Raw genomic sequence first — 22,029 nt, 5'->3', positions numbered from 1 at the left:
TCAGCCCGGTGTGTCGCGTGGCTGCAACAGGTAGCCGATGCCGCGCAGGGTGGTGATGGCGGCTGCGCCAATCTGCACGCGTTCGAGTTTTTTTCGCACGCGGTGGATATACAGCTCGATGGCATCGAGGTTGGCGTCGTCTTCGAGGGCAAAGACTTCGTCGAACAGCTTTTCCTTCGATACCGCGCGCCCGGGCCGGGTAATCAGGGCTTCGAGCACCGCGTGTTCGCGCGGGGTGAGGGCCAGCGCGGCGCCGCCGTACGCAAACATGCGCGTCACCGTGTCGAAACTGAGCGCGCCGCACTGGTGCACCAATGCTTCGCTGCCCTGGCTGCGGCGCAGCAGGGCCTTGACCCGCGCTTCGAGTTCGCTCAGTTCGAACGGCTTGGCCAGATAGTCGTCGGCACCCAGGTTCAGGCCCTGGACCCGTTCTTCCAGGCCGCCGCGCGCGGTCAGGATCATCACCGGGGTCTTGGCGCGCGCGCCGCCGCGGGCGCGCAGGCGGCGCAGCACATCGAGGCCGTCCATCTTGGGCAAGGTCAGGTCGAGGATGACGAGCGCGTAGTCCTGCGTGTGCAGCAGCGCGTCGGCATCGGCGCCGTTGGCGGCGCATTCGACGGTCAGGTGGGCGTCGCGCAGGGCTTTGGAGAGCCAGTGCGACAGTTCTATATGGTCTTCTACCAGGAGTATTCGCATCGGGGCAGTGTAGCCCTAAGCGTGGCAAAAAGCGCGGTCGGTGTGGCATCACGGGTACAGGAGGGCACTGAAAGCCAATTGAAAGGATCGTGAATATATAGTTAGCCCCAGAAACGCCGTAGTATATAAAAACGAAAACTCAGGAGATAAGAATGAAACCATCCGTGCTTACGCTCGCGCTGGCAGCCGCCTTTTCGGCAGCCGGTACCGCCCAGGCCCAATCCAGTGTGCAAATCTATGGCCTGATCGACGCCGGCGTCGATTACACCACCAATACCAATGCCGCCCACGACAACGCCACGCGCGTGATCTCGGGCGGCAAAAACACTTCGCGCTGGGGTTTGCGCGGCACCGAAGACCTGGGCGGCGGCCTGAAAGCCGTTTTCGGCCTGGAAGGCGGCATTCTGATGGATACCGGCGCGGCCGACGGTGCGCTGTTCAAGCGCCAGGCCTTCGTAGGCCTGGACGGCGGCTTCGGAAGAGTGGTGCTGGGGCGCTCGTTCACCACCACCTACGATTTCGTGATCCTGTTCGACCCGCTCGGCTACGCGCCGAACTACTCGTGGGCTACCTCGTCCAACGCCACCGGTCCGTCCAAGTACGGCATGACGACCGCCTTTGATAACCTGATCAAATACTCGGGCAAAGCCGGCGACTTCAAATATGGCGCCACCATCGGCCTGGGCGAACAGGCGGGCAGCAGCGCCGACAGCCGTAAATACGCGGTGGCCGGGTCCTGGAGCCGCGGCAGCTTCTCGGCCATGGGCGCGTTCGAGCAAATCAACGCCAACACCCTGGCCGGCACCGGACGGCGCGACGAAACCAAGGCCTTTCATGCGGCGGTCGACTTCAAGAACGACGTGGTGCGCCTGACCGGCGGCATGCGCGACTTCAAGCTGGAGGCAGCCAAGGCCGCCACGCCGGACGTGCGAGCGACCACCTGGTGGGCCGGCGCGAGCTGGTTTACCACGCCGGCGGTCACCCTGACCGGCGCCGTCTATTACGTCAACGTCAAGAACGTGCCCGCCAACACGGATGCCGATCCGATCATGTATGTGGCGCGCGGCATGTATGCGCTATCCAAACGCACCGACCTGTATCTGACGGCAGCCTACGCCAAGGCCGACAACGGCAAGCTGGTGGGACTGTCGCGCGACGATCCTGGCTTCGGCACCACGCAAAAAGGGCTCACGGCCGGCATCCAGCATCGTTTCTGATGCCTTGTCGGGCATGGGCGGGCGGGGTGATTTTCCCTGCCCATCCCGAAAGGCTGGCGCCATGAAATCCCTGTTCTCCATCCTGATGGCCGGCGCCGCATTGCATTGCGCGGGGGCCGAATGCATCGTGCCGTCCAAGCCGGGCGGCGCGATGGACCTGACCTGCAAGCTGGCGCGCGAAGGACTCAGAAGCGAGGCCGACGCGCCCGCCCTGCGCTTGTCGTACCTGCCGGGCGGGATCGGCGCGGTCGCCTGGCACACCATGGCGGCCCAGCGCGGGAGCGAGAAGGATACCTTGGTGGCCTTTTCGGGCGGCTCGCTGCTCAATCTGGCGCAGGGAAAGTTCGGCAAGGCCAGCGCCGACGACGTGCGCTGGGTCGCCGCCCTGGGCGCCGACTACGGCATGATCGCGGTGCGTTCCGATTCGGCGTTTCGCAACCTGGCCGACCTGATCGACGCCTTGCGGCGCGAGCCGGAGAAGGTGCTGATCGGGGTGTCCGGCACGATCGGCAGCCAGGACTGGATGAAGATGGCGCTGCTGGCGCGCAGCGCCGGGATCGACCCCAAGGTGCTGCGCTTCGTGGCGCTCGAAGGCGGCGGCGAAGCTTTCACCGCGATGCACGCGAACCATGTGCAGGTGGTGTCGGGCGATGCTTCGGAAGCGACCCTGTACGCGGGCGCCGGCGCCGGCAAGGTGCGGGTACTGGCGGTGCTGTCGGAGCGGCGTTTGCCGGGCGTGCTGTCGCAAGCGCCGACCGCGCGCGAGCAGGGCGTGGACGTGGTGTGGCCGATCATCCGCGGCGTGTGGATGGGACCCAAGGTGGCGGATGCCGAGTACCAGCGCTGGGTGGGCAGTTTCGAGCGGATGACGTCGAGCGCCGATTTTGCCCGCTTGCGGGCGGCGCACGGGCTGTATCCGTTCACCCTGACCGGACCGGCACTGACCGATTACATCCACAAGGCCGTCGCCGACTACAACCGGCAGGCCAGGCAGTTCAAGCTGATTCGCTAAAACATAACAACAATCTGGAGACACTATGAATATCAAACGCAGCCTGATCGGCGCCGCCATTACGGCCACCTTCGCGGCAACCCTTGCCGCCACCCTGGCCGGCAGCGCCTTCGCGCAGGTCCCGGCGGGCTATCCGGCCGACTACCAGAAGATCATCGACGGCGCCAAGAAAGAGGCCAAGCTGGTGATCTACTCGGCCACCGACAGCAAGGCCGCGCAGCCGCTGATCAAGGACTTCAACACCCTGTATCCTGGCGTGACGGTCGAATACAACGACATGAATTCGACCGAAGTGTACAACCGCTTCATTTCGGAGGCGGCGGCCGGCGGCAATACGGCCGACGTCTTGTGGTCGTCCGCGATGGACCTGCAGATGCGCCTCGCGTCGGACGGCCACGCGCTGAAGTACAAGTCGCCGGAAGCCGCCAAGCTGCCGGCATGGGCCATGTGGAACGACAGCGCCTACGGCACCACCTTCGAGCCGGCCGCGATCGTGTACAACAAGCGCCTGCTGTCCACCAGCGAAATACCCAGGACCCACTCCGCTTTCGCTACCCTGATCAAGACCGAAAAATTCCGCGACAAGGTCACGACTTACGACATCGAAAAATCCGGGGTCGGCTTCATGTTCATGACCCAGGACGCGCGCGAAAATCCGCAGTTCCTGGAGCTGGAAAACGCGTTCGGCGTAGCCAAGGTACGGGTGCAGTCGTCCACCGGGACCATGCTGGAACGGATTTCGTCGGGCGAGAACCTGATCGGCTACAACGTGCTCGGTTCGTACGCGCTGGTGCGCGCCAAGACCGACCCGTCGCTGGGCGTGGTGCTGCCGGCCGATTACACCCTGATCCTTTCGCGCGTGCAGTTCATTAACAAGAGCGCCAAGAATCCGAATGCGGCCAAGCTGTGGATGGATTACCTGCTGTCGGTGCGCGGCCAGACCGTGATCGCCAACGACTCGAAGCTGTTCGCGATCCGTTCCGACGTCAAGGGCGAGACCACGTCGGCGGAACTGATCAAGATCATCGGCGAGAAGAACGTCAAGCCGGTTCCGGTGCATCCGATCGTGCTGCAGTTCCTGGGGCCGGCCAAGCGCATGGCCTTCCTCAAGCAGTGGAAAGAAACCGCGGGCAAAAAATAAGCGCCCGCAGGGTGGGCGCCCCGCCCACCCCGAACATCGACGATCGGACCTCACATGACTACCTTATCATTGCGGGCCACGCGGCTTAACTGGCCGCGCGGCCTGGTGGTGACGCTCGCCTGCGTCGCCATCTTTTTACCGCTTTTCCTGATTTTTTACCAAAGTTTTTTGTCGGCGCCGTTTTTCATGCCCGAAAAAACCCTGGGACTCGAAGCCTATGCCTTCATTTTCGACGACCCCGATTTCGGCCAGGCGTTCAAGAATGGCATGATTCTGGCCGCCGGCCTGACCGCCATCGCGGTGCCGCTGGGCGGCATGCTGGCCTTCCTGATGGTGCGCACCGATCTGCCGGGGCGCGGCTGGATCGCCCCGCTGCTGCTGGTGCCGATCTTCGTCTCGCCCATGGTGATGGGTTTCGGCTATGTGGTGTCGATGGGCCCCGTGGGCTTCTATTCGGTATGGGCCAAGCAGCTGCTCGGCTTCATCCCGTGGAATATCTATTCGTTTACCAGTATCGTCATCATCGCCGGGCTGACCCACGTTCCGCACGTGTACCTGTATGCGTCGTCGGCGCTGAAAAGCCTGGGTTCGGACGTGGAGGAAGCGGCCCGCGTGGCCGGCGCCTCGCCGCTGAGGGTGATGATCAATGTGTCGCTGCCGATGATCATGCCGGCGCTGGCGTATGCGGGTGTGCTGGTGTTCTTCCTCGGCTTCGAGGTGTTCGGCCTGGTGCTGGTGCTGGGCGACCCGGAAGGCCACCTGGTGCTGGCCACCTATCTGTACAAGCTGACCAACAAGCTGGGCACCCCCTCGTACCACCTGATGGCGGCGGTGGCGGTGTGCCTGGTGATGGTGACGATGCCGCTGGTGATGCTGCAGCGCTGGCTGCTCAAGTCGGCCAACAAATACGTGTCGATCAAGGGCAAGGGCGCGCGCCAGAAGGCGATGCCGCTGGGGCGCTGGAAGTGGCTGGCATTCGCGCTGCTGGCGGGCTGGCTGCTGGTGACGATCATCCTGCCGCTCTCGGGCATCGTGCTGCGCTCTTTCGTGCAGAACTGGGGCGAGGGAGTGGTGCTGTGGGATGTACTGACCTTGCAGCACTTCCGCGACATCCTGGAACAGCATTCGCTAGTGCGCGGGATTATCAACACGGTGCTGATCGGCGTGATCGGCGGAGCGCTGGCGGTGGTGTGCTACACGGCCATCGCGCTGGCCATGCACAGAAAGCCCGATGGCATCACGCGCCTGCTCGACTACAGCGTGCTGGTGCCGCGCGCCGTGCCGGGCCTGTTGGCCGGCCTGTCGTTCCTGTGGGTGTTCCTGTTCGTGCCAAGCTGGCTCGATGGGATGCTCAAGGCGACCGGCCTGGGGCCGGCGCTGTGGCTCAGCGAACATGCGATTCCGCTGCTGCGCGAAGTGCGCTCGACCATCTTCGCCCTGTGGCTGGCGTATTCGGTGGTGTGGCTCGCTTACGGCATGCGCCTGATCTCGACCGCGCTGCTGCAGGTGGGGCCGGAACTGGAAGAGGCGGCGCGCGCGGTGGGCGCCAGTCGCGGCCAGGTCACGCGCGACGTGACCCTGCCGCTCATCAAATTCGGCATGCTGGGCGCCTGGCTGATGGTGTTCCTGATCTTCGAGCGCGAATATTCGACCGGGGTGTACCTGCTCACCCCAGGCACGGAAGTGATCGGGGCGATGCTGGTGTCGCTGTGGGCGGGCGGCTCGACCGACCTGGTGGCGGCGCTATCGTTCATCAATATCACCTTGGTGGCCATTGGCCTCGGCATTGCGCTGCGCTTCGGCGTCAAGCTGCATCAATAAACACTACCTACACCGGAAATGACCATGAATGAATTGACCGTCAACGACCTGCACCTCGATTATGGCACTGGCGCGCACGCCAACCAGATCCTCAAGGGCGTATCGATGCACCTGCAACGCGGCGAAGTGGTTGCCCTGCTGGGCCCTTCGGGCAGCGGCAAGACCACCTTGCTGCGCGCGGTCGCCGGGCTGGAAAGCCCCAAGAGCGGCACCATCGACATCGGCGAGCGCCGCGTGTTCGACGGCGCGCGCAAATTCGAGATGGCCGCCGAGCACCGCAGCCTGGGACTGGTGTTCCAGTCGTACGCGCTGTGGCCGCACAAGACCGTGTTCGACAACGTGGCCTATGGCCTGACCCTGCGCAAGATGGGCAAGAGCGAGATCGCGGCCAAGGTCAAGGAAGTGCTGGGCCAACTGGGGCTGGGCCACCTGGGCGAGCGTTTTCCGCACCAGCTCTCCGGCGGCCAGCAGCAGCGGGTGGCGATCGCGCGCGCGCTGGTGTACAACCCGCCCGTGATCTTGCTCGACGAACCGCTCTCGAACCTCGATGCCAAGCTGCGCGAGGAAGCGCGCGCCTTCTTGCGCGAGCTGATCGTGCGCCTTGGCCTGTCGGCGCTGATGGTCACGCACGACCAGGGCGAGGCGATGGCGATTTCGGACCGCATCCTGCTGCTTAATAACGGCAAGATCGAGCAGCAAGGCTCGCCGCAAAGCATGTACGAAACGCCGGACACCTTGTTTACCGCCGAATTCATGGGCAGTAACAACCGCTTGCCGGGCCAGGTCGTGGCCAGCAATGGCGGCAAGGTGGCGCTGATGGTGGCCGGCGCGAGCATGCAGGGCACGGCGCGCGGTGCGCGTGTGGGCGGCGAGGCCACGCCGCTGATCCGGGTCGAGGATGTGAAGATCAGCGCGCAGCAGGTCGACAATGCGCTCGAAATGCCGCTGTTGACCTGCATGTACCTGGGCGACCGCTGGGAGTGCCTGTTTACGCGCGACGGCCTGAGCCTGCGCGCGTATTCGAAGTACCGGCTGGAGGCGGGCAGCTACTGGCTGCACATGCCGGCCGATAAGCTGTGGGTGTTCTGACGCTTACTGAATCCCCACCACCGACTCGGTGGTGGCGGGGTCGCGCAGCTTCACGAAGCGCACCACCGATTCGACGGTGACGATGTCGATCTGGCCGGCGATGCGGCGGCCCAGCGGATGGTCGTCGAAAGCCACGTTGGCGCGGAATACGCGTGCGCCCAGGCGCTTGACCGACGGCACCCAGATCGTATTGGGCTTATAGCCTGCCTGCTTGAGCCAGGACTGGGCGGCGCCGCGATCGTCGATGGCGCTCTCGCTGGCGCTGGCGGCGTAGGTTTCGAGCACCCACTGGTTCGAATTCTGGTACTTGGTCGAGAAGGGGAAGGCCAGCATATTGTAGTGCTCACCGTGCAGGCGCGCCGGCGCCTCGGAGGAGAGCATGGCGACGACGCGCTTCTGGCTTTGCGCGCTCGGGATCACAATCTGGCTCTCGTAGGCGAACAAATCATCGAGAAAAAAATTGGCCAGGCCCTGGTCGAACAATTTGGAGGTCGCGGTGCCGCACTGGTTGAGCAGGTGCACGACGGTCCAGCGTCCCTTGGGATGGTCGCGCCAGGCATAGGCCATGTGCGAATAGCGCAAGTCGTACTTGGACAGGTCCTGGCCGACGCGGGCGATCAGCGCCACCTCGGCCCCGGAGGCATCGAGGGCGGCGCTGGTGTTTTCGGCCAGCTTGACGGCCTTGACGAAGGCACCGGCGTCCTGCGCGACTTCTTCGCAGGCGGTGCCGGCATGCGCGGCCTGCAGCGGCATGGCCAGCATCAGCAGCAGGAGGAGTCGTTGTCCGAGGCGGATCATGCTTAGCCTTTCGCGCCGTTTTGCGAATGGTGCAGCAGGCTTTTGCCCGCTTCGGTCGGGATGAAGGCGATCACCTTGCCGGCGGCGATGAGCACATGGCCGCTGGCGGTGGCGGTCACCGTGACGGCCTGGCCGACCAGCTTGGAAAAGCCCTTGGCGCCGTCGCCGCTGAATTTGACGGTGGCGGTGGAACCGTCGGCCACGTTCTTGAGTACCACCATGGTGCCGTCGGCGACGGTTTCAACGCTTTGCGCCACCACGCTGCCGCCCACCGCCACCACCAGCAAACTTCCGAGCACCACCGCGCCCGACACGCCGCTCGGGGACGCCGACAGGTTCGAACCCATATTGTTGTGATGGGACTCGGCCAGCGCGGCGGAATTGGCGCCGAACAGGGCACAAGCGATTGCGATGGCCATCAGGTTGGTTTTCATGCTGTTTCTTTCTTCAGGTTAGCCGGGTTGGCAAACACATCTTACGCAAGAATCGGCTTTGCTAAATGAAATGATAGTCCGTATCGCTTTTATTCTGAATAAGTATTAATATTTGCTACCAGAATTCCTAGGGATACAGAAATGCCGCACGCAATTACACTTGTCGACACCTTGAAGCGCCTTTTGAAGGGGCGGGGCATTACCTACGGCGACCTTGCCGGACGGATAGGCATGTCGGAAGCGAGCGTTAAGCGTATGTTTTCACAGAAGAATTTCACCTTGCAGCGGCTGGACGAGATCCTCACCGCCACCGGCATCGAGTTCGACGAACTCAGTGCGGCGCAGTCGGCGCCGACCCTGATTTCGCACCTGACCCTGGCGCAGGAGCGCGAAATCATCGGCGACCCGCGCCTGCTGGTGGTGGCCGTGTCGGCCATGAACCACATCGGCTTCGACGATATCGTGCGCTTTTACGACATGACGGAAGCGGAAGTGACCAAATACCTGCTGCGCCTGGACCGCATCGGCTTTCTGGAGCTGCTGCCGAATAACCGGGTCAAGCTGCTGATCGCGCGCACCTTCGGCTGGATCGCGAATGGGCCGATCCAGGGTTACTTCCGGCACGAGGCGGCGGCCGACTACCTGAACTCGCGCTTCGATGGCGAGGATGAAGTCATGCGGCTGGTGAACGTGATGCTGTCGAAGCAGTCCGGCGCCGCGCTGCTGGAACGCCTCAAGCAGGTGGCGGCCGAATTCGCGCAGCAGCACCAGCATGAAACGCGCCTGCCGCTCGACCAGCGCCACGCGATCAGCTTCATCGTGGCCGCGCGCCCCTGGGTGCCGCAGGCCTTCAAGGCCCTGCTGCGCCAGGGCTGATGGTAACCTGACGATGCAAGCCCGACCTTTTTGCCACCTCGAGACCCTGAGAGATCCATCAGCATGAGTCAATCCAGCCAGTTTTCCCTCTTAAAGCAACGCCGCTTCGCGCCGTTTTTCTGGACCCAGTTCCTCGGCGCGTTCAACGACAACGTCTTCAAGACCGCCTTGCTGGTGATTCTCACCTACGACGCGGTCAGCTGGACCAGCCTCGATCCGGCCATATTAAACAGCCTGATTCCGGGCTTGTTCATCCTGCCGTACGTGCTGTTTTCGGCCACCGCCGGGCAGATCGCCGAAAAGGTCGAGAAGGCGCGCCTGGCGCGCTTCGTCAAGATGCTGGAAATCGCCATCATGGCGGTGGCCGGCCTTGGCTGGATGACGCACACCCTGTGGCTGCTGATCGCCTCCGTGGTCGGCATGGGCGTGCATTCGACCCTGTTCGGGCCCGTGAAATACGCCTACATGCCGCAGCATCTGAAATCGGAAGAACTGGTCGGCGGTAACGGGGTGGTCGAAATGGGGACTTTTGTGGGCATCCTGCTCGGCCAGATCCTGGGCGCCGCGCTGGTGCTTAAACCCCACGGCTTGCAGCTGGTGGCCGGCGCCACCATGTTCTTCGCCGTGCTTGGCCTGGTGGCCAGCTACCGCATTCCGCTGTCGCCGGCGCCCGCGCCCGACCTGAAAATCAATCCGAATCCGTTCGCCGAGTCGGTGCGCAATATCGGCCACGCGCGCAAGAACCGCACCGTGTTCCTGTCCATGCTGGGCAACTCGTGGTTCTGGTTTTATGGGGCGATGATCCTGTCGCAGTTCCCCCTGTATGCCAAACAGTTCCTGCATGGCGACTACAGCGTGTTCGTGATGCTGCTGACGGTGTTCTCGGTCGGTGTCGGTGTCGGCTCGCTGCTGTGCGAGAAGCTGTCGGGCCACAAGGTTGAAATCGGCCTGGTGCCGTTTGGCTCGATCGGCCTGTCGCTGTTCGGCATCGACCTGTATTTCGCCAGCCTCGGTTACGTGCGTCCGCCGGTCGAAGTGGCCATGATGGGCATGCTGGCGCAGGCCGGCGTGACGCGCGTGCTGTTCGACATTGCCATGATCGGCGTGTTCGGCGGCCTGTTCATCGTGCCGCTGTTCGCGCTGATCCAGACCCGCTGCGAACCGGCCCACCTGTCGCGCACCATCGGCGGCATGAATATCCTGAACGCGCTGTTCATGATCTGCGCGGCCGGCGTGGCCATCGTGATGATCAAGATGGGCTTCACGATTCCCGACATGTTCCTCGCCACCGCCATCCTGAACGCCGTCGTGGCGCTGTATATCTTTTCGCTGGTGCCGGAATTTTTGATGCGCTTCCTGGCCTGGATGCTGATTCATACCATCCACCGGGTCAAGACGGTGGACGTGGACCGGATTCCCGACGAAGGCCCGGCGATCCTGGTGTGCAACCACGTCAGCTACGTCGATGCCATCGTCATCGGCGCGGCCAGCCCGCGCCCGATCCGCTTCGTGATGGACCACAAAATCTTCAAGATGCCGTTCATGGGCTGGCTGTTCCGCACGGCGCGCGCGATTCCGATCGCGCCGGCCAAGGAAGACCAGTTCCTGATGGAGAAGGCGTACATCGACATCGCCCAGGCGCTGCACGAAGGCGACCTGGTATGCATCTTTCCGGAAGGGCGCCTGACCTCGACCGGCGAAATGGGCGAGTTCCGCGGCGGGATCGCCAAGATCGTCGAACGCAGCAAGGTGCCGGTGATTCCGATGGCGCTGCGCGGCCTGTGGGGCAGCCTGCTCACGCGCGATCCGGGCAATCTGTTCGAGCGCACCTTCGCGCGCGGACCGCGTTCGCGCCTGGCGCTGGCGGTCGGCATGCCGGTCGCGCCGGAAGATGCCACGCCCGACTACCTGCACAAGCAGGTGCTGGCCTTGCGGGGCGACTGGAAGTAAAAGCGGCCCGGGATCGGGGGAGAAAATGGTTATAATTACAATCGTTCGGCATTTTGCCGCTTCTCCCGTTTTTCAAAGGCCGCAGCACTCCATGAACAGTTTTTCGCCGCCGGTGCCATGAAAATCCGCGCCTATCTCGCGCTGATGGTCGCGGCGATCCTGATTCCGGTCATTCTGTTCTCGACGATTTCGCTGAACATGCTGCTCAAGTCCGAGCGCGAAGCGGCGCTCAAGGGGGTGCGCGAAACGGCGCGCATCTCGCTGGTGAGCATCGACCGCGAACTGACCAACACGCAGAGCGCGGTGCGCATGCTGGCCATCTCGCCGCACCTGGCGCGCGGCGACCTGGCCGGCTTCTACGAGCAGGCGCGCTTTGCCGACAAGGTGGGCGCCACCTGGACCGCGCTGCTCGACGAGCGCGGGCAGCAGCTGATTAATACCGCGGTGCCGTTCGGCGCGGCCTTGCCCGGCCCGGACGCGGCCCAGAGGGTGGCCCAGGTGCTCGAAGCCGGCACCCCGCAAATCTCCAACCTGATTCGCGGCGTCGTCACGCAAGCCTTGCTGGTGGTGGTGGACGTGCCGGTGACCACGCCCGAGGGCATGCGCTATGTGATCGCGCAGGGCTTCAAGATCGACCACTTCAACGGCGTGCTGACCCAGGTGAACGCGCCGCCATCCTGGCTGGCCGGCGTGTACGACCGCAACGGCATGACGATTGCCCAGACCCATGGCGGCGCGGCCAGCGGGCGAGGCGACACCCGTCCCGACCTGCGCGAAGCGATCCGCAACAAGACCACCGGCGTGATCCGCAACGCCAGCGACGACAACATGAAGCTGTACACGGTGCTGGAACGCTCGGCGCTGTCCGGATGGACGGTGGCCGTGGGCGTGCCGGAAGCCGAAATCGAATCGGCGGCGCGGCGCGCGCTGATGGTCTCCATTGCCGGGCTGGCGGCGGCGGTGTGCTGCGCCGCGCTGGCGGCGGTGTTCTTTGCGCGCCGGCTGTCGCGCTCCATCGGCCAGGTGGCGCGTTCGGCGCATGCGCTGGGGGGCAACGGAGACCTTGCCCGTGCCGACGTGTCGGGCGTGGCGGAAGTGGACGAGGTGCTGGCCGCGATCGCCGCCGCGGCGGCGGTGGTGAACCAGGAAAAGCAGTCGCGCCACGCGGCCGAGACCGAGCGCGAGATCCTGTTCGAGCGCGAGCACGAGGCGCGCACCACGGCCGAACAGCAGAACCGGGCCAAGGATGAATTTCTGGCGATGCTCGGGCACGAGCTGCGCAACCCGCTGGCGGCGATCGTGAACGCGACCAGCGTGCTGGCCCATCCGGGCATGCCGGTGGCGGCCAGCGAGCGCGCGCGCGAGATCATCACGCGCCAGAGCGGGCACCTGACGCGCATCGTGGACGACCTGCTCGACATGGGGCGGGTTCATTCCGGGAAGATTTTGCTGGAGCGGCGCGCGCTGCGGCTCGACCAGGTGATCGACAATTACATGGCTACCCTGCGGGCGTCGCAGCGCGCGGCGCGCCATGAGTTGCGCGTCGATGTGGCGCCGGTCTGGGTCGACGGCGACCCGACCCGGCTTGAGCAGATTGTTTCGAACCTGCTCGACAACGCGCTGAAATACACGCCGGCCGGGGGCACGATTTCGGTGAGTGTGAAAGACGAAGGCGCGGATGCGGTGCTGTGCGTGTCCGATTCGGGCATCGGGATCGCGCCGGAACTGATGCCATACGTGTTCGACCTGTTCGTGCAGGGCGCGCGCCCGCTCGACCGCGCCCAGGGCGGCCTGGGAGTGGGACTGGCGCTGGTACGCCAGCTGGCGTTGATGCACGGGGGCCGGGTGGACGTGCGCAGCGCGGGCGCGGGGCTGGGCAGCAGTTTCGAGCTGCACCTGCCGCGCGTTCAGCCGCCCCAGTCGGAGGTGAGCGTGCCGGCGCCGGCGCCGTCATCGCGCCAGCGCGTGCTGCTGATCGAAGATAACGAAGACGGGCGCGACATGATGGCCATGATGCTCGAAGCGCAGCAGTACCGGGTCGACACGGCCGTCGATGGCTTCGACGGCCTGCGCCAGGCGGGGGCGGCGCGCCCGGACATCGCCCTGGTCGATATCGGCCTGCCGGGCATCGACGGTTATGAAGTCGCGCGCCGCATGCGCGCCGATCCGGCAACGAGCACGGTGCGCCTGATCGCGCTGACCGGGTATGGCCAGGACAGCGACCGCGCACGCGCGCTCGACGCGGGCTTCGACGCGCATCTGGTCAAGCCGGTGGACATGGCGCGCCTGGTAGCGGCGCTGGAGAATAAACAGGCGGCGCTCCCGCGCCTGGCGGGAACGGCCGGCTAACGGATCAGGCGCAAGCCCTGTGACTTGGCCAGGCGGCCGTCGGCGAGGCGCTTGATGTCGTCGAAGTTGACGGGTTTGATCAGGTGGTGGTCGAAGCCGGCGTCGAGGGTGCGCTGGCGCGCGTCGCTCTGGCCCCAGCCGGTCAGGGCGATCATCAGCACCGACTGCGAGCCGGGCTTGAGGCGGATGCGGCGCGCCGCCTCGTAGCCGTCCATGCTCGGCATACCGAGGTCCATCACGATCATGTCGGGCATGCCCTGTTCCACCGCCTGCACCGCTTCGTAGCCATCGTAGGCGGTGGCGACGTTACAGTTTTCCATTTCAAACAGCGCCTGCAGCGAATCGGCGGCATCGCGGTTATCGTCCACCACCAGCACCTTGGGGCGCCGGTCGATCGAGCCGATGATGTCGTTCATGGGGACCGCCGACACTGGACGCGCCTCGGTCACGACCGGCAAGGTGACCACGAATTCGCTGCCCTTGCCGAGGCCTTCGCTGGCCGCGTGCACGCTACCGCCATGCATTTCGGCGAACTGGCGCGACAGGCTCAAGCCGATCCCGAGGCCGCTGGCGATCTGGCCGGACGGCGGGCGGCTTTGCTCGAACATCGCGAAAATCCGGCCGATGGCCGCCGGTTCGAGGCCGATGCCGGTGTCCTTGATGCAGATTTTCAGGGCGCCGAATTCGACCAGCGCGCGCACGCTGATGTAGCCTTCGGCTGGCGTGAACTTGACCGCGTTCGAGACGACGTTGGCGACGATCTGCACCACGCGTGCGTAGTCGGCGTACAGCACCACCGGATCGGGCGGGATGGCGACATCGATCCTGATATGTTTGGCCTTCGCCGCCGCCGAACACAGTTCGGTGACGTGCTCCATGACTTGGGCGAAGGTGGTGTAGTCGCGCTGCAGTTCGATCTTGCCGCTGTTGATGCGGGCAACGTCGAGCAGGTCGTCGACCAGGCGGGTCAGGTGGGTGACCTGGCGCTCGATCACGTCGCTGACTTTTTTTACGTGCGCCTGGTCGGGATACAGGTGGTTCAATACACTCATCGAGGTGCGGATGGGCGCGAGCGGGTTGCGCAGTTCGTGACCGAGGCTGGCCAGGAATTCGTCCTTGCGGCGGTCGGTTTCGCGTACCTGGTATTGCTTTTCGCGGGCGCGCAGGACCGACTGCAGGGAAGTGATGAGGGTCAGCGTGCGCACCGGGCGTTCAAGCAAGGTGACGTTGCCGAGGGTGTTGATGGCCTGGCGCACGCTGAGCGAGTCGGGGCCGCGGTGCGTCAGCAGCACGATCGGCAGGTCCGACCAGTTGGGCTGGCGCTGGACGAATTCGCCGAGCGCTTTCAGGCCGCCGTTCGAGAGCGCTTCTTCGACCGTGAGCACGGCGCCGACGCCGATGAGCAGCTCCTCGGAGAGCCTTTGCACGGTTTCGGTGATCAGGTTATCGACCTGCGCCAGGGTGAGCATCTTCGATGCCAGCACCGCGTCTTGGCCGGTCGGGGCGTAGATCAGGACTCGCTTTTCCATAGGCTGCTATCGCTTATCCGTTTTCATCGTCGAACAGCGCGTGGGCCTGGCTGTCGTCGAAGGTGGGAATCCCGGTCAGGATGCCGTGGAAGTCGGCCAGCACGTCGCCTACCCGAATGCCCTTGCTGCTCATCGAGAACAGGCGGATGGTGCGCTCGTGCAGGCCGACGCGCTTCTTGAAGACGGAGATGGCCTGGCGCACCTTGCCGCGCGCCTCGAAGTAGCGCAGCATGATGACGCTGTCGGCGATGTAGCTGGCGTCGACCGTGGTGGTCATGTTGCTGCCGATGACGCCGGGCTGCACGCCGACCAGGATGGTGACCACGCCGCGCTGGCCCAGGTAGGTAAGCAGTTCGTGCATGTGGGTGGCCAGGAAGCGCTCGTCGGGCATGGCATTGAGGTAGCCATTGAGGCTGTCGATGACGATGACGCGCGCGCCACCGGCTTCGGCGTCGGTCACGCACTGCATGAATTCACCGGGGGCCATTTCGGCCGGGTCGATCTGCTTGATGAGGAGCAGGCCATTGTCGACCGCTCCCTGGAGGTCGAGCCCGAGGCCGGTGGAGCGCAGCAGCAGGTTGTTGGCCGCTTCCTCGAACAGGAACATGGCCGCCTTCTGGCCGCGCTGGGTGGCGGCGTACACGTACTGCGCGCACAGCGAGGATTTGCCGGTGCCCGGTGGGCCGGAGAGCAGGGTGCTGGTGCCTTCATCGAGGCCGCCGCCGGTCAGCGCGTCGAGTTGCGCAATGCCGCTCGAGAGTTGTTTGCGCTCGGTGTGCACGCGCGTGTGGGCGGCGATAAGGCGCGGGAACACGACCAGGCCGCCGGTGACGATCTTGTAGTCGTGCGAGCCGCCGCGAAAGGCGATGCCGCGGTATTTGACGATGCGCACGCGGCGCCGTTCGGAGCCGTAGTCCTGGTTGATCAGTTCGAGCGTGATGACGCCGTGGGCCACGCTGCGCACCTGCAGGTCGCCCGAGAGGGCGGTGCGGTCGTCGAGGAAGAGGGTGGTGCAGCCTTTGCCGGACAGGTACTGCTTGAGCGCGAGCACCTGGCGGCGGTAGCGCAGCGGGCTTTCGGCCAGCAGCTGCAGCTCGGACAGCGAATCGAGCACCACGCGGGTGGGCTTGTATTTTTCGATCGCGTCGAGAATGCGCTGGGTGGTCATGCCCATCTCGATTTCGGACGGGTGGAAAATGGTGAATTGGTGGTCGGGGTGGAGGATGTTCTCGTTGGGGATGATGTCCTCGACGTGGATGCCGTCCATCGACCAGCCGTGCGACTGCGCCACCGCCTTGAGTTCGACGCGGGTTTCGGCCAGGGTGATGTAGATGACCGATTCGCCGCGGCGCACGCCTTCGTACAGGAACTGGAGGGCGAGCGTGGTCTTGCCGGTGCCGGGCTCGCCTTCGATCAGGAACAGGCGGTCACTGGTGAGGCCGCCGCCGAGGATGGTGTCCAGTCCCGGGACGCCCGTTGAAAGAAAGCGGCTGGTGTCGCTGTTCTGGTTTTCCATGGAGGGATTCTCCGTTTTTCTCATCGTAAATTTAGTTAATTGCAACACAGTATGATAAATAGTACATGAATGCGATCCGGGTGGTAGTTCTGTACGGAAGCAAAGCGCTAGCTGAGTTGCGTAGCGGTAAGGATGTTTTGAAGGGAAGTTTGAGGCAGCGCAAAGTGGTGGCTGGGGGCGCGCGACGGATGCGATTTTGTGTGCCAAAAACGTAAGATGCTCTGATATAATTCGCAGCTCGTCGGGGCGTAGCGCAGCCTGGTAGCGTACTTGCATGGGGTGCAAGGGGTCGAGTGTTCGAATCACTCCGTCCCGACCAATAGAATCAAAGACTTAGCGGAAGCCGGCACATGCCGGCTTTTTGTTTTCTAATACGGGCTACTTCGTCGGCTGGGTGGGCGCCAGGGCCGGCGCGACCGGCGGCGGGGCGGCCTGGGGCACGGTGATGATGATCGGGGCCGGCTGTACCGCCGCTTGGACCGGCGGCTTCTCCGTCATTTTCGAGACGGTCAACATTGCGCCGATACTGGCCAGGCCCACACCGATGACCCATTTGATAATGTCGACCGTCCCCTTGTGCATCTCGGCGCGCATCTCTGCCATCTGCGTCTGAATTTGCCCATTCTGCGTGGCCATTTCTGTACGTAGTTCGGCGAAGCTGGTACGTAGTTCTGCAAAGCCAGTCTTCACGCTGGTATCGAAATTCGCCAAGCGCGTCTACCTTTGACTCGGTGGCGGCGAACTTGGCATCCATTTCTTGGCGGGTAACAACTGTCATAGGGCTATCATTTGGCCGGGGCAGGGGCGAGTCAACCCCGGACTTAGCGTCGGTTTGACTTTCCTCATGGTGAAGCGGACCATTTCGCCTGCCACGACATTGCTGTCGTGGCAGGCGGCTCATCTTCATTTTCGGATGAGGATCACGTCGGCATCACGTCACAGGATTGCACAGCATTAAGCGATCGAAGCCGATTGCGAAGCCGGTTCCCTGACGATACGTGCCGCCACCGACCACCTGTTTCTGGGCACCCAGCGCCGGCACGGCGATTTCGAATCCGTCGGTCGTGTAGTAATCCAGTCCGCGTTTCACCGCCCGCGCAAGCACGTAGCCGCTGGTCTTGAGTCCGACCATCTCCTCCGCAAGGGCAATCAGCTCGTCGCAGATGGTGTCCGAATCGGGATTGAGCACTTCCAGGCCGAATTGAAAGAACTCGCGGTAGCGTCCTTCTTGCGGCCGTTCATAGCGCCAGCAGCGTTCGAAATACCAGAGCTTCACATTTTTCTGGCGCGCGAAGTGTTTGTCGGCGATCAGCTGGACGGTCGCTGTCGCCTCCGGACGCAGGCATAGCGAGCGGTTTTTCTTGTCCGGAAAAACGTACATCTGCGACAGGATTTCCGGCCCCGCTTTGTCCACGTACACGCCCGATGGTTCAATCGATGGCAGTACGATTTCTTCAAATCCTGCCGCTTCGGCGATGGCGATCAGTTGATTCAGTAATACGCGGCGGTTCTTTGCTTCCTCGCCCGCGATAATGCGCACGCCCCTGGCTTGCGCTTCAATTTTCAATTCCATGACGATCCCTATACCGTCAGCGGCGCACTGCGTCGTCGCAATCCACCGCTGTAAAACAAAAAAGCCCTCGCAGCGTCGCTGGGAGGGCTTTCTCAGTGATAGGGCTTATCAATCACCAAGCAATAGCTCTCCCAGCCGCGGATGCGAAGCGTGATGGTGAGCGGATTGCTTGAGGAATGTGTTCATCGAATGATCGTAACGCGTCATCTGTGGCATGTCAACTGCACAGCAGGATATCGATAACCGTGTTGACGGGCCGGTTTGATTCGCCCCGCATCGGCTATCCGCACCTATCTGGGCGCATTCGGATAGCTGACGATCATCGACAGCGCTTGCGCGCCAACCTGCCTGATGCCGACCTGCGCCCCCTTGTAAAGATAGGCGGCCATGCCCGGCGCCAGTCGCTCGGTGACGCCATCGGAGCTGACCTCGCCCTGTCCGGCGAGAACGTAGTACACCTCGTCATGCGCGATCCGGTGCACGCCGATGGCCGCGCTCGGATGCAGCACCCGTTTGCGAAACTCCATCGAGCGCGGCGCGGGCGCGGCATCGCTGATGCGGTAAACCGTGGACATCCCGATCGCACCGTGCGGCGGCGCTTCGTCGTGCTTGACGACGTCTTCGCGAACGACGACCATGGCGGGTCCCGCAGCCATCAACAGCATTGCCAGCATCATCGGCGTCGCTCCTCGTATCCTGTGCGACAGTCGGCCATCCCGGTGCCCGCAAGCGCATTAAAACATGTCCGCTTGGCGTACCATTTCTTTGCAATAGGAGAACACCATGTTGGGAACACTTGTCGGGGACATCTACGGTTCCCATTACGAAAAATCGCGAACACTGTCGCGCACGCTTCCCGAACTGACGGCGGCGCACTCGTTCACGGACGACACCATCATTACCTTGGCGGTGGCGCAATACCTGCTGGCGGGAACGCCGCTCAAGGAAGCCTTTCGTACCTGGGTTGCCTACTATCCGGATGCAGGCTACGGCAAGTTGTTCGCCGCCTGGGCGCTGGGTTCGTCCTCGGACGAGCTGGTGAGTTGGGGTAACGGCGCGCTGATGCGCCTCGGCCCGGTCGCCGCGCTCGCCCCTGGCCTGGACGAGGCACGCCGCGTAGCCGCCGACATCACCCGCTCCACGCACGGCCATCCGAGTGCGATGCAGGCAGCGGATACCTATGTGCAATTACATCGGGCTGCCCTGCACGGCGCCAGCAAGCAGGATCTGCTGACGTCGTGGAAAGCCGGCGGCGGCAGCCTGCACGCGGTCGACATGCATCACCAAGCTGGTTCCCCGATGCGTGTACGCGCCGACGATACTTTGGTGGATGTGATGAGCTGCCTGGCGGAAAGCGACGACTTCGATTCCTTGCTGTCCGCCTGCCTGTATCACGGCGGCGACAGCGACACCATTGCCGCGACCGCCTGCGTGCTCGGTGAGGCGCTCTGGGGCGTGCCGCAAGCGCGGGTGGATGCCATTGCCCCCTTCCTTGACGAGCGGGTCAGGGCCACCATGGAACAACTTGATGGCGCTATCCGCCGCCTCCAGCGCGCTTAGCGCCCCACGGCAAGGTTTGGCGGCCCCTGCCGCAGATCTCAGAGCGCGTCGAGCGCGGCGGCGATACGTGAAATCCCGTCCAGCGCGCCAAGCGCAATGCCGATATCTCGCTGCGAACCAACGTCCGGTTCCCCCGGATTGACCCGGATCAGCGGCCGCTGCTGGCTTTCGCCGAACACGCGCACCGACGGAATCCAGGTACCGGCCCCAATTTCGATGATCACCGCCCGGCTCTGGCGCGCCAGCCAGGTGTCCAGGCGGTGCTCCTGCTTGTCGGCATATACCGAATCCCACAGCCGGTCGCCGAACATCAGGATGTTCGGCCTTGCGATGTCGCCGCAGTGAGGGCAGCGTGGCAGCGCACAGGTCAGCAGGCATTGTTCTTCATCGACCACCGGCACGAATTCTTGCGCGGACCAGGTCAGCTGGCCGCAGTCGCCCAAGCATTGCAGTTTCTCGATGCTGCCGTGACATTCGACGATCCGTTCTTCCGCCATGCCACTGCGCTGGAATTGCCCATCCACATTGCTGGTGAAAACAAAGGCCCCGCCCGGAAGGCGCGCGGCGATCTGGTTCAACAGGCCGAACCCCGCATGCGGCACCGTGCGCCGGTACAGCTGCAGGCGGTGTCCGTAAAATCCCCACGCCAGCTCGGGACGCTCGCGAAAAGCCCGGGGATTGGCGATCTCGCTGAACCGCAAGCCGTGCTTGCCCAAGGCCGGGTAAGCGCGCCAGAAACCCTGGTCGCCGCGGAAATCGGGCAGGCCGGAATCGATGCCCATGCCCGCGCCGGCCGTGATCACCAGCCCATCGGCCTGGGCGATGAGGGCGGCTGCGTCGGCGCAGGCTTGGTCGAGAGAGGTGTTCGTCATACGGACATTCTTTAAAAAAGGGAGTGCCCTCATTCTACGGTGTCTGTCGCACATGCCTTGCGTCACCAACTTCCCCGACAGTTTCCATGTTCAAGCGCAAAATTTATATGGGGAAATTGAGCTTTGGTTTGATATCGGTCTACGCATTTATTGAACCAATCAGAACCACGGGTAAACCGCTCTGTAACACTGACATCTCACGTCATGGGAGGTTCATCATGTATTTCGAAATCTACCAACAAGCTTCGGAAAAAGTCCGCAAGGAGTGGCGCTGGCGTTTGAGGGCTAAGAATCACGAAATCATCGCCAGTGGCGAGAGCTACAGCTCGCGCGCGAAAGTACTGGCCGCGATTGAACTGATCAAGTCGGCCACCGCCCGTACCAAGATCGTCGAGGGTTGAGACGGTGCGCCGTCGCCGGACAAGCTGCCCCTGGCGGCTTGTCCTCCATTCATGCAAGGAGTTTATGATGGAGAGCAACAATTGCCGTACCTGGAGTTTGACGAACGACCTGCCACGCTCGCTTCCGCTGACCTTGCGCGACCTGACGGGCCGCCGCATCCGCGTGGTGCCCTTCGGTGCCCTCATCACCCAGGATTTCGTGGCCGGCCGGGTAACCATTTTCCTCAATCAAGCCGGGCTGGTGCGCGATGTGGTTGTGGAAAACTGTGGCTGAAGTGCATGCAATGCTGCAAGGCTGGGGCGTCACCCGGCGCCCCGTTCGATCCCCCTATTTGTTCAATACCTCGGGCCCCAGCTTGTCGAGCATGCTCTCCAGCTCTTCCCTGTCTTCCGGCGCCACACCCTGGCGGCGCAAGGCCTGGTCCACGTAGTGCCCCATCACGCTCAATTCTTCCTTGCTGATCGCCATGCCCTGGTGCGCCAGCGCCATCGGGTCGCCCTCGTATTTGCACGGTCCGCCGGAAAGGGCGCAGACATGCGACACCACGCTGGCCTTGAGCCGGGTCAGATTGACGCCCTCGAAGGTGCGTTTCGAGCGCGGGTCGACCGACACCTTCGACACGAAATCGTCGACCACGGCGGTCAGGCCGGGCATGCCGCCGAGGCGCACGAACAGCGGCGGCTTGGGCGGCGCTGGCGTCGGCGTGGAGCAAGCTGTCGTGCCGGCCAGAACGCAGGCGGCCAGCAGTGCCGCAGGAATGGTAGGATGAAGTGGCATAGTGGGTTCCCTTTTGCCACAAATGCTAACACTCAAGCCGTGCAAGAGGCGTTCCGCTGCAATTGTGCGCGCGCGAACGCACGCATTCGGCGCGCGGGCCTATACTCGCCGTTTTCCTACCAACCGAGAGAACACCATGAGCGATTCCGAGGTCAAAGTCATGCTGAGCGAGATGACCAGTGCGGCCGGTGCGACCGTGCTCAACGCGCATCGCGCCGCGGTCACCATCGCCCAATACATGCAGCTGTGCGAAGGATTACGCGGGATTATTCCGGATGGCGAAGTGAGCCTGGTGGCTGCCCGGCTGACGGCAGGAATTATCTCCAACCCGAATTTTTCCTTGTCGGCCGAGTAAGCCGCAAGAGAGGAACCCTGAGCGCTGTCATTGCCGCCGGTGGCGCGAGCGACGGTCTTGAG

22 protein-coding genes and 1 tRNA gene are annotated in these 22,029 nt (G+C 63.6%); 13 read left to right on the top strand and 10 right to left on the bottom strand.

The annotated features are described in order from the left end of the window. The gene (locus IV454_RS31775; RefSeq protein WP_206089540.1) at nt 1-696 is read right to left on the bottom strand and encodes a response regulator; all 696 of its coding nucleotides are present in this window, start codon (nt 694-696) and stop codon (nt 1-3) included. A 152-nt stretch (nt 697-848) separates the two neighbouring features. Here IV454_RS31775 and IV454_RS31770 point away from each other — a divergent pair, with 152 nt between their 5' ends. The 5 genes from IV454_RS31770 to IV454_RS31750 all read left to right on the top strand — a co-directional run bounded on the left by IV454_RS31770 (nt 849) and on the right by IV454_RS31750 (nt 6,976). Then, nucleotides 849-1,913 carry a porin gene (locus IV454_RS31770; RefSeq protein WP_206089539.1) on the top strand — a complete coding sequence of 355 codons (1,065 nt, stop codon included), beginning with the start codon at nt 849-851 and terminating at the stop codon, nt 1,911-1,913. 61 nt (nt 1,914-1,974) lie between these two features. Next, the gene (locus tag IV454_RS31765; protein ID WP_206089538.1) at nt 1,975-2,925 is read left to right on the top strand and encodes a tripartite tricarboxylate transporter substrate binding protein; all 951 of its coding nucleotides are present in this window, start codon (nt 1,975-1,977) and stop codon (nt 2,923-2,925) included. Between the two features lie 25 nt (nt 2,926-2,950). Then, nucleotides 2,951-4,066, top strand: coding sequence for an ABC transporter substrate-binding protein (locus IV454_RS31760; RefSeq protein WP_206089537.1), 1,116 nt, complete (start codon nt 2,951-2,953; stop codon nt 4,064-4,066). A 54-nt stretch (nt 4,067-4,120) separates the two neighbouring features. Beyond that, on the top strand, nt 4,121-5,887 hold the full coding sequence (locus tag IV454_RS31755) for an ABC transporter permease (RefSeq protein WP_206089536.1): 1,767 nt from the start codon (nt 4,121-4,123) through the stop codon (nt 5,885-5,887). Between the two features lie 24 nt (nt 5,888-5,911). Next, nucleotides 5,912-6,976, top strand: a complete 1,065-nt coding sequence (locus IV454_RS31750; protein ID WP_206089535.1) for an ABC transporter ATP-binding protein — start codon at nt 5,912-5,914, stop codon at nt 6,974-6,976. 3 nt (nt 6,977-6,979) lie between these two features. Here IV454_RS31750 and IV454_RS31745 read toward each other — a convergent pair whose 3' ends face one another. Then, the gene (locus IV454_RS31745; protein WP_206089534.1) at nt 6,980-7,774 is read right to left on the bottom strand and encodes a DUF2145 domain-containing protein; all 795 of its coding nucleotides are present in this window, start codon (nt 7,772-7,774) and stop codon (nt 6,980-6,982) included. A 2-nt stretch (nt 7,775-7,776) separates the two neighbouring features. Then, nucleotides 7,777-8,208: a hypothetical protein gene (locus IV454_RS31740; RefSeq protein ID WP_206089533.1), complete on the bottom strand. Its 432-nt coding sequence runs from the start codon at nt 8,206-8,208 to the stop codon at nt 7,777-7,779. A gap of 141 nt (nt 8,209-8,349) precedes the next feature. Here IV454_RS31740 and IV454_RS31735 point away from each other — a divergent pair, with 141 nt between their 5' ends. The 3 genes from IV454_RS31735 to IV454_RS31725 all read left to right on the top strand — a co-directional run bounded on the left by IV454_RS31735 (nt 8,350) and on the right by IV454_RS31725 (nt 13,383). Then, nucleotides 8,350-9,084 carry a helix-turn-helix domain-containing protein gene (locus tag IV454_RS31735; protein WP_054263907.1) on the top strand — a complete coding sequence of 245 codons (735 nt, stop codon included), beginning with the start codon at nt 8,350-8,352 and terminating at the stop codon, nt 9,082-9,084. A 63-nt stretch (nt 9,085-9,147) separates the two neighbouring features. Then, nucleotides 9,148-11,034 (top strand): MFS transporter, encoded by a 1,887-nt coding sequence (locus IV454_RS31730; protein WP_206089532.1) that lies wholly within the window; start codon nt 9,148-9,150, stop codon nt 11,032-11,034. 117 nt (nt 11,035-11,151) lie between these two features. Further along, complete coding sequence (locus IV454_RS31725; protein ID WP_206089531.1) at nt 11,152-13,383, top strand: ATP-binding protein; 2,232 nt, start codon at nt 11,152-11,154, stop codon at nt 13,381-13,383. Here the strand turns inward: IV454_RS31725 and IV454_RS31720 are convergent. Together IV454_RS31720 and IV454_RS31715 are read right to left on the bottom strand one after the other, a co-directional pair. Next, nucleotides 13,380-14,912, bottom strand: a complete 1,533-nt coding sequence (locus IV454_RS31720) for a hybrid sensor histidine kinase/response regulator (RefSeq protein WP_206089530.1) — start codon at nt 14,910-14,912, stop codon at nt 13,380-13,382. The genes IV454_RS31725 and IV454_RS31720 overlap by 4 nt on opposite strands. Nucleotides 14,913-14,925: 13 nt before the next feature. Beyond that, nucleotides 14,926-16,428, bottom strand: a complete 1,503-nt coding sequence (locus IV454_RS31715; RefSeq protein WP_206089529.1) for an ATPase domain-containing protein — start codon at nt 16,426-16,428, stop codon at nt 14,926-14,928. Nucleotides 16,429-16,670: 242 nt separating this feature from the next. On the opposite strand from IV454_RS31715, the gene IV454_RS31710 reads away from it, so the two are divergent. Beyond that, nucleotides 16,671-16,747, top strand: a tRNA-Pro gene (locus tag IV454_RS31710). Between the two features lie 59 nt (nt 16,748-16,806). On the opposite strand, the gene IV454_RS31705 is transcribed toward IV454_RS31710, so the two are convergent. The 3 genes from IV454_RS31705 to IV454_RS31695 form a co-directional block, all read right to left on the bottom strand. Next, complete coding sequence (locus IV454_RS31705) at nt 16,807-17,139, bottom strand: hypothetical protein (protein ID WP_206089528.1); 333 nt, start codon at nt 17,137-17,139, stop codon at nt 16,807-16,809. 220 nt (nt 17,140-17,359) lie between these two features. Continuing rightward, nucleotides 17,360-18,001, bottom strand: coding sequence for an ATP phosphoribosyltransferase regulatory subunit (locus tag IV454_RS31700; protein ID WP_206089527.1), 642 nt, complete (start codon nt 17,999-18,001; stop codon nt 17,360-17,362). Between the two features lie 290 nt (nt 18,002-18,291). Continuing rightward, a complete protein-coding gene (locus IV454_RS31695; protein ID WP_206089526.1) occupies nt 18,292-18,678 on the bottom strand; it encodes a cupin domain-containing protein in 387 nt (128 codons plus the stop codon). A 106-nt stretch (nt 18,679-18,784) separates the two neighbouring features. On the opposite strand from IV454_RS31695, the gene IV454_RS31690 reads away from it, so the two are divergent. After that, nucleotides 18,785-19,561 (top strand): ADP-ribosylglycohydrolase family protein, encoded by a 777-nt coding sequence (locus IV454_RS31690; RefSeq protein ID WP_206089525.1) that lies wholly within the window; start codon nt 18,785-18,787, stop codon nt 19,559-19,561. A gap of 38 nt (nt 19,562-19,599) precedes the next feature. Here the strand turns inward: IV454_RS31690 and IV454_RS31685 are convergent, their stop codons facing one another. Continuing rightward, entirely contained in the window at nt 19,600-20,433 is an 834-nt protein-coding gene (locus IV454_RS31685; RefSeq protein WP_206089524.1) for an SIR2 family NAD-dependent protein deacylase, read from the bottom strand. A gap of 86 nt (nt 20,434-20,519) precedes the next feature. Here IV454_RS31685 and IV454_RS33230 point away from each other — a divergent pair, with 86 nt between their 5' ends. Next, the gene (locus IV454_RS33230; RefSeq protein ID WP_229521965.1) at nt 20,520-20,834 is read left to right on the top strand and encodes a YegP family protein; all 315 of its coding nucleotides are present in this window, start codon (nt 20,520-20,522) and stop codon (nt 20,832-20,834) included. Nucleotides 20,835-20,898: 64 nt separating this feature from the next. Next, nucleotides 20,899-21,108 (top strand): hypothetical protein, encoded by a 210-nt coding sequence (locus tag IV454_RS31675; RefSeq protein ID WP_206089523.1) that lies wholly within the window; start codon nt 20,899-20,901, stop codon nt 21,106-21,108. Nucleotides 21,109-21,162: 54 nt separating this feature from the next. Here the strand turns inward: IV454_RS31675 and IV454_RS31670 are convergent, their stop codons facing one another. Then, complete coding sequence (locus IV454_RS31670) at nt 21,163-21,612, bottom strand: group I truncated hemoglobin (protein ID WP_206089522.1); 450 nt, start codon at nt 21,610-21,612, stop codon at nt 21,163-21,165. 136 nt (nt 21,613-21,748) lie between these two features. On the opposite strand from IV454_RS31670, the gene IV454_RS31665 reads away from it, so the two are divergent. Continuing rightward, nucleotides 21,749-21,967, top strand: coding sequence for a hypothetical protein (locus tag IV454_RS31665; protein WP_206089521.1), 219 nt, complete (start codon nt 21,749-21,751; stop codon nt 21,965-21,967). The last annotated feature ends 62 nt before the right edge of the window (nt 21,968-22,029 follow it).

Source organism: Massilia antarctica (assembly GCF_015689335.1).
GTDB classification, from domain to species: domain Bacteria; phylum Pseudomonadota; class Gammaproteobacteria; order Burkholderiales; family Burkholderiaceae_D; genus Telluria_A; species Telluria_A antarctica.
This window is presented reverse-complemented; position numbering and strand designations above follow the sequence as displayed.

What these genes read in the sequence shown, in the direction of transcription:
- IV454_RS31775 (WP_206089540.1), bottom strand. Translation starts at nt 696, where the DNA reads ATGCGAATACTCCTGGTAGAAGACCATATAGAACTGTCGCACTGGCTC.
- IV454_RS31770 (WP_206089539.1), top strand. Translation starts at nt 849, where the DNA reads ATGAAACCATCCGTGCTTACGCTCGCGCTGGCAGCCGCCTTTTCGGCA.
- IV454_RS31765 (WP_206089538.1), top strand. Translation starts at nt 1,975, where the DNA reads ATGAAATCCCTGTTCTCCATCCTGATGGCCGGCGCCGCATTGCATTGC.
- IV454_RS31760 (WP_206089537.1), top strand. Translation starts at nt 2,951, where the DNA reads ATGAATATCAAACGCAGCCTGATCGGCGCCGCCATTACGGCCACCTTC.
- IV454_RS31755 (WP_206089536.1), top strand. Translation starts at nt 4,121, where the DNA reads ATGACTACCTTATCATTGCGGGCCACGCGGCTTAACTGGCCGCGCGGC.
- IV454_RS31750 (WP_206089535.1), top strand. Translation starts at nt 5,912, where the DNA reads ATGAATGAATTGACCGTCAACGACCTGCACCTCGATTATGGCACTGGC.
- IV454_RS31745 (WP_206089534.1), bottom strand. Translation starts at nt 7,774, where the DNA reads ATGATCCGCCTCGGACAACGACTCCTCCTGCTGCTGATGCTGGCCATG.
- IV454_RS31740 (WP_206089533.1), bottom strand. Translation starts at nt 8,208, where the DNA reads ATGAAAACCAACCTGATGGCCATCGCAATCGCTTGTGCCCTGTTCGGC.
- IV454_RS31735 (WP_054263907.1), top strand. Translation starts at nt 8,350, where the DNA reads ATGCCGCACGCAATTACACTTGTCGACACCTTGAAGCGCCTTTTGAAG.
- IV454_RS31730 (WP_206089532.1), top strand. Translation starts at nt 9,148, where the DNA reads ATGAGTCAATCCAGCCAGTTTTCCCTCTTAAAGCAACGCCGCTTCGCG.
- IV454_RS31725 (WP_206089531.1), top strand. Translation starts at nt 11,152, where the DNA reads ATGAAAATCCGCGCCTATCTCGCGCTGATGGTCGCGGCGATCCTGATT.
- IV454_RS31720 (WP_206089530.1), bottom strand. Translation starts at nt 14,912, where the DNA reads ATGGAAAAGCGAGTCCTGATCTACGCCCCGACCGGCCAAGACGCGGTG.
- IV454_RS31715 (WP_206089529.1), bottom strand. Translation starts at nt 16,428, where the DNA reads ATGGAAAACCAGAACAGCGACACCAGCCGCTTTCTTTCAACGGGCGTC.
- IV454_RS31700 (WP_206089527.1), bottom strand. Translation starts at nt 18,001, where the DNA reads ATGGAATTGAAAATTGAAGCGCAAGCCAGGGGCGTGCGCATTATCGCG.
- IV454_RS31695 (WP_206089526.1), bottom strand. Translation starts at nt 18,678, where the DNA reads ATGATGCTGGCAATGCTGTTGATGGCTGCGGGACCCGCCATGGTCGTC.
- IV454_RS31690 (WP_206089525.1), top strand. Translation starts at nt 18,785, where the DNA reads ATGTTGGGAACACTTGTCGGGGACATCTACGGTTCCCATTACGAAAAA.
- IV454_RS31685 (WP_206089524.1), bottom strand. Translation starts at nt 20,433, where the DNA reads ATGACGAACACCTCTCTCGACCAAGCCTGCGCCGACGCAGCCGCCCTC.
- IV454_RS33230 (WP_229521965.1), top strand. Translation starts at nt 20,520, where the DNA reads ATGTTCAAGCGCAAAATTTATATGGGGAAATTGAGCTTTGGTTTGATA.
- IV454_RS31675 (WP_206089523.1), top strand. Translation starts at nt 20,899, where the DNA reads ATGATGGAGAGCAACAATTGCCGTACCTGGAGTTTGACGAACGACCTG.
- IV454_RS31670 (WP_206089522.1), bottom strand. Translation starts at nt 21,612, where the DNA reads ATGCCACTTCATCCTACCATTCCTGCGGCACTGCTGGCCGCCTGCGTT.
- IV454_RS31665 (WP_206089521.1), top strand. Translation starts at nt 21,749, where the DNA reads ATGAGCGATTCCGAGGTCAAAGTCATGCTGAGCGAGATGACCAGTGCG.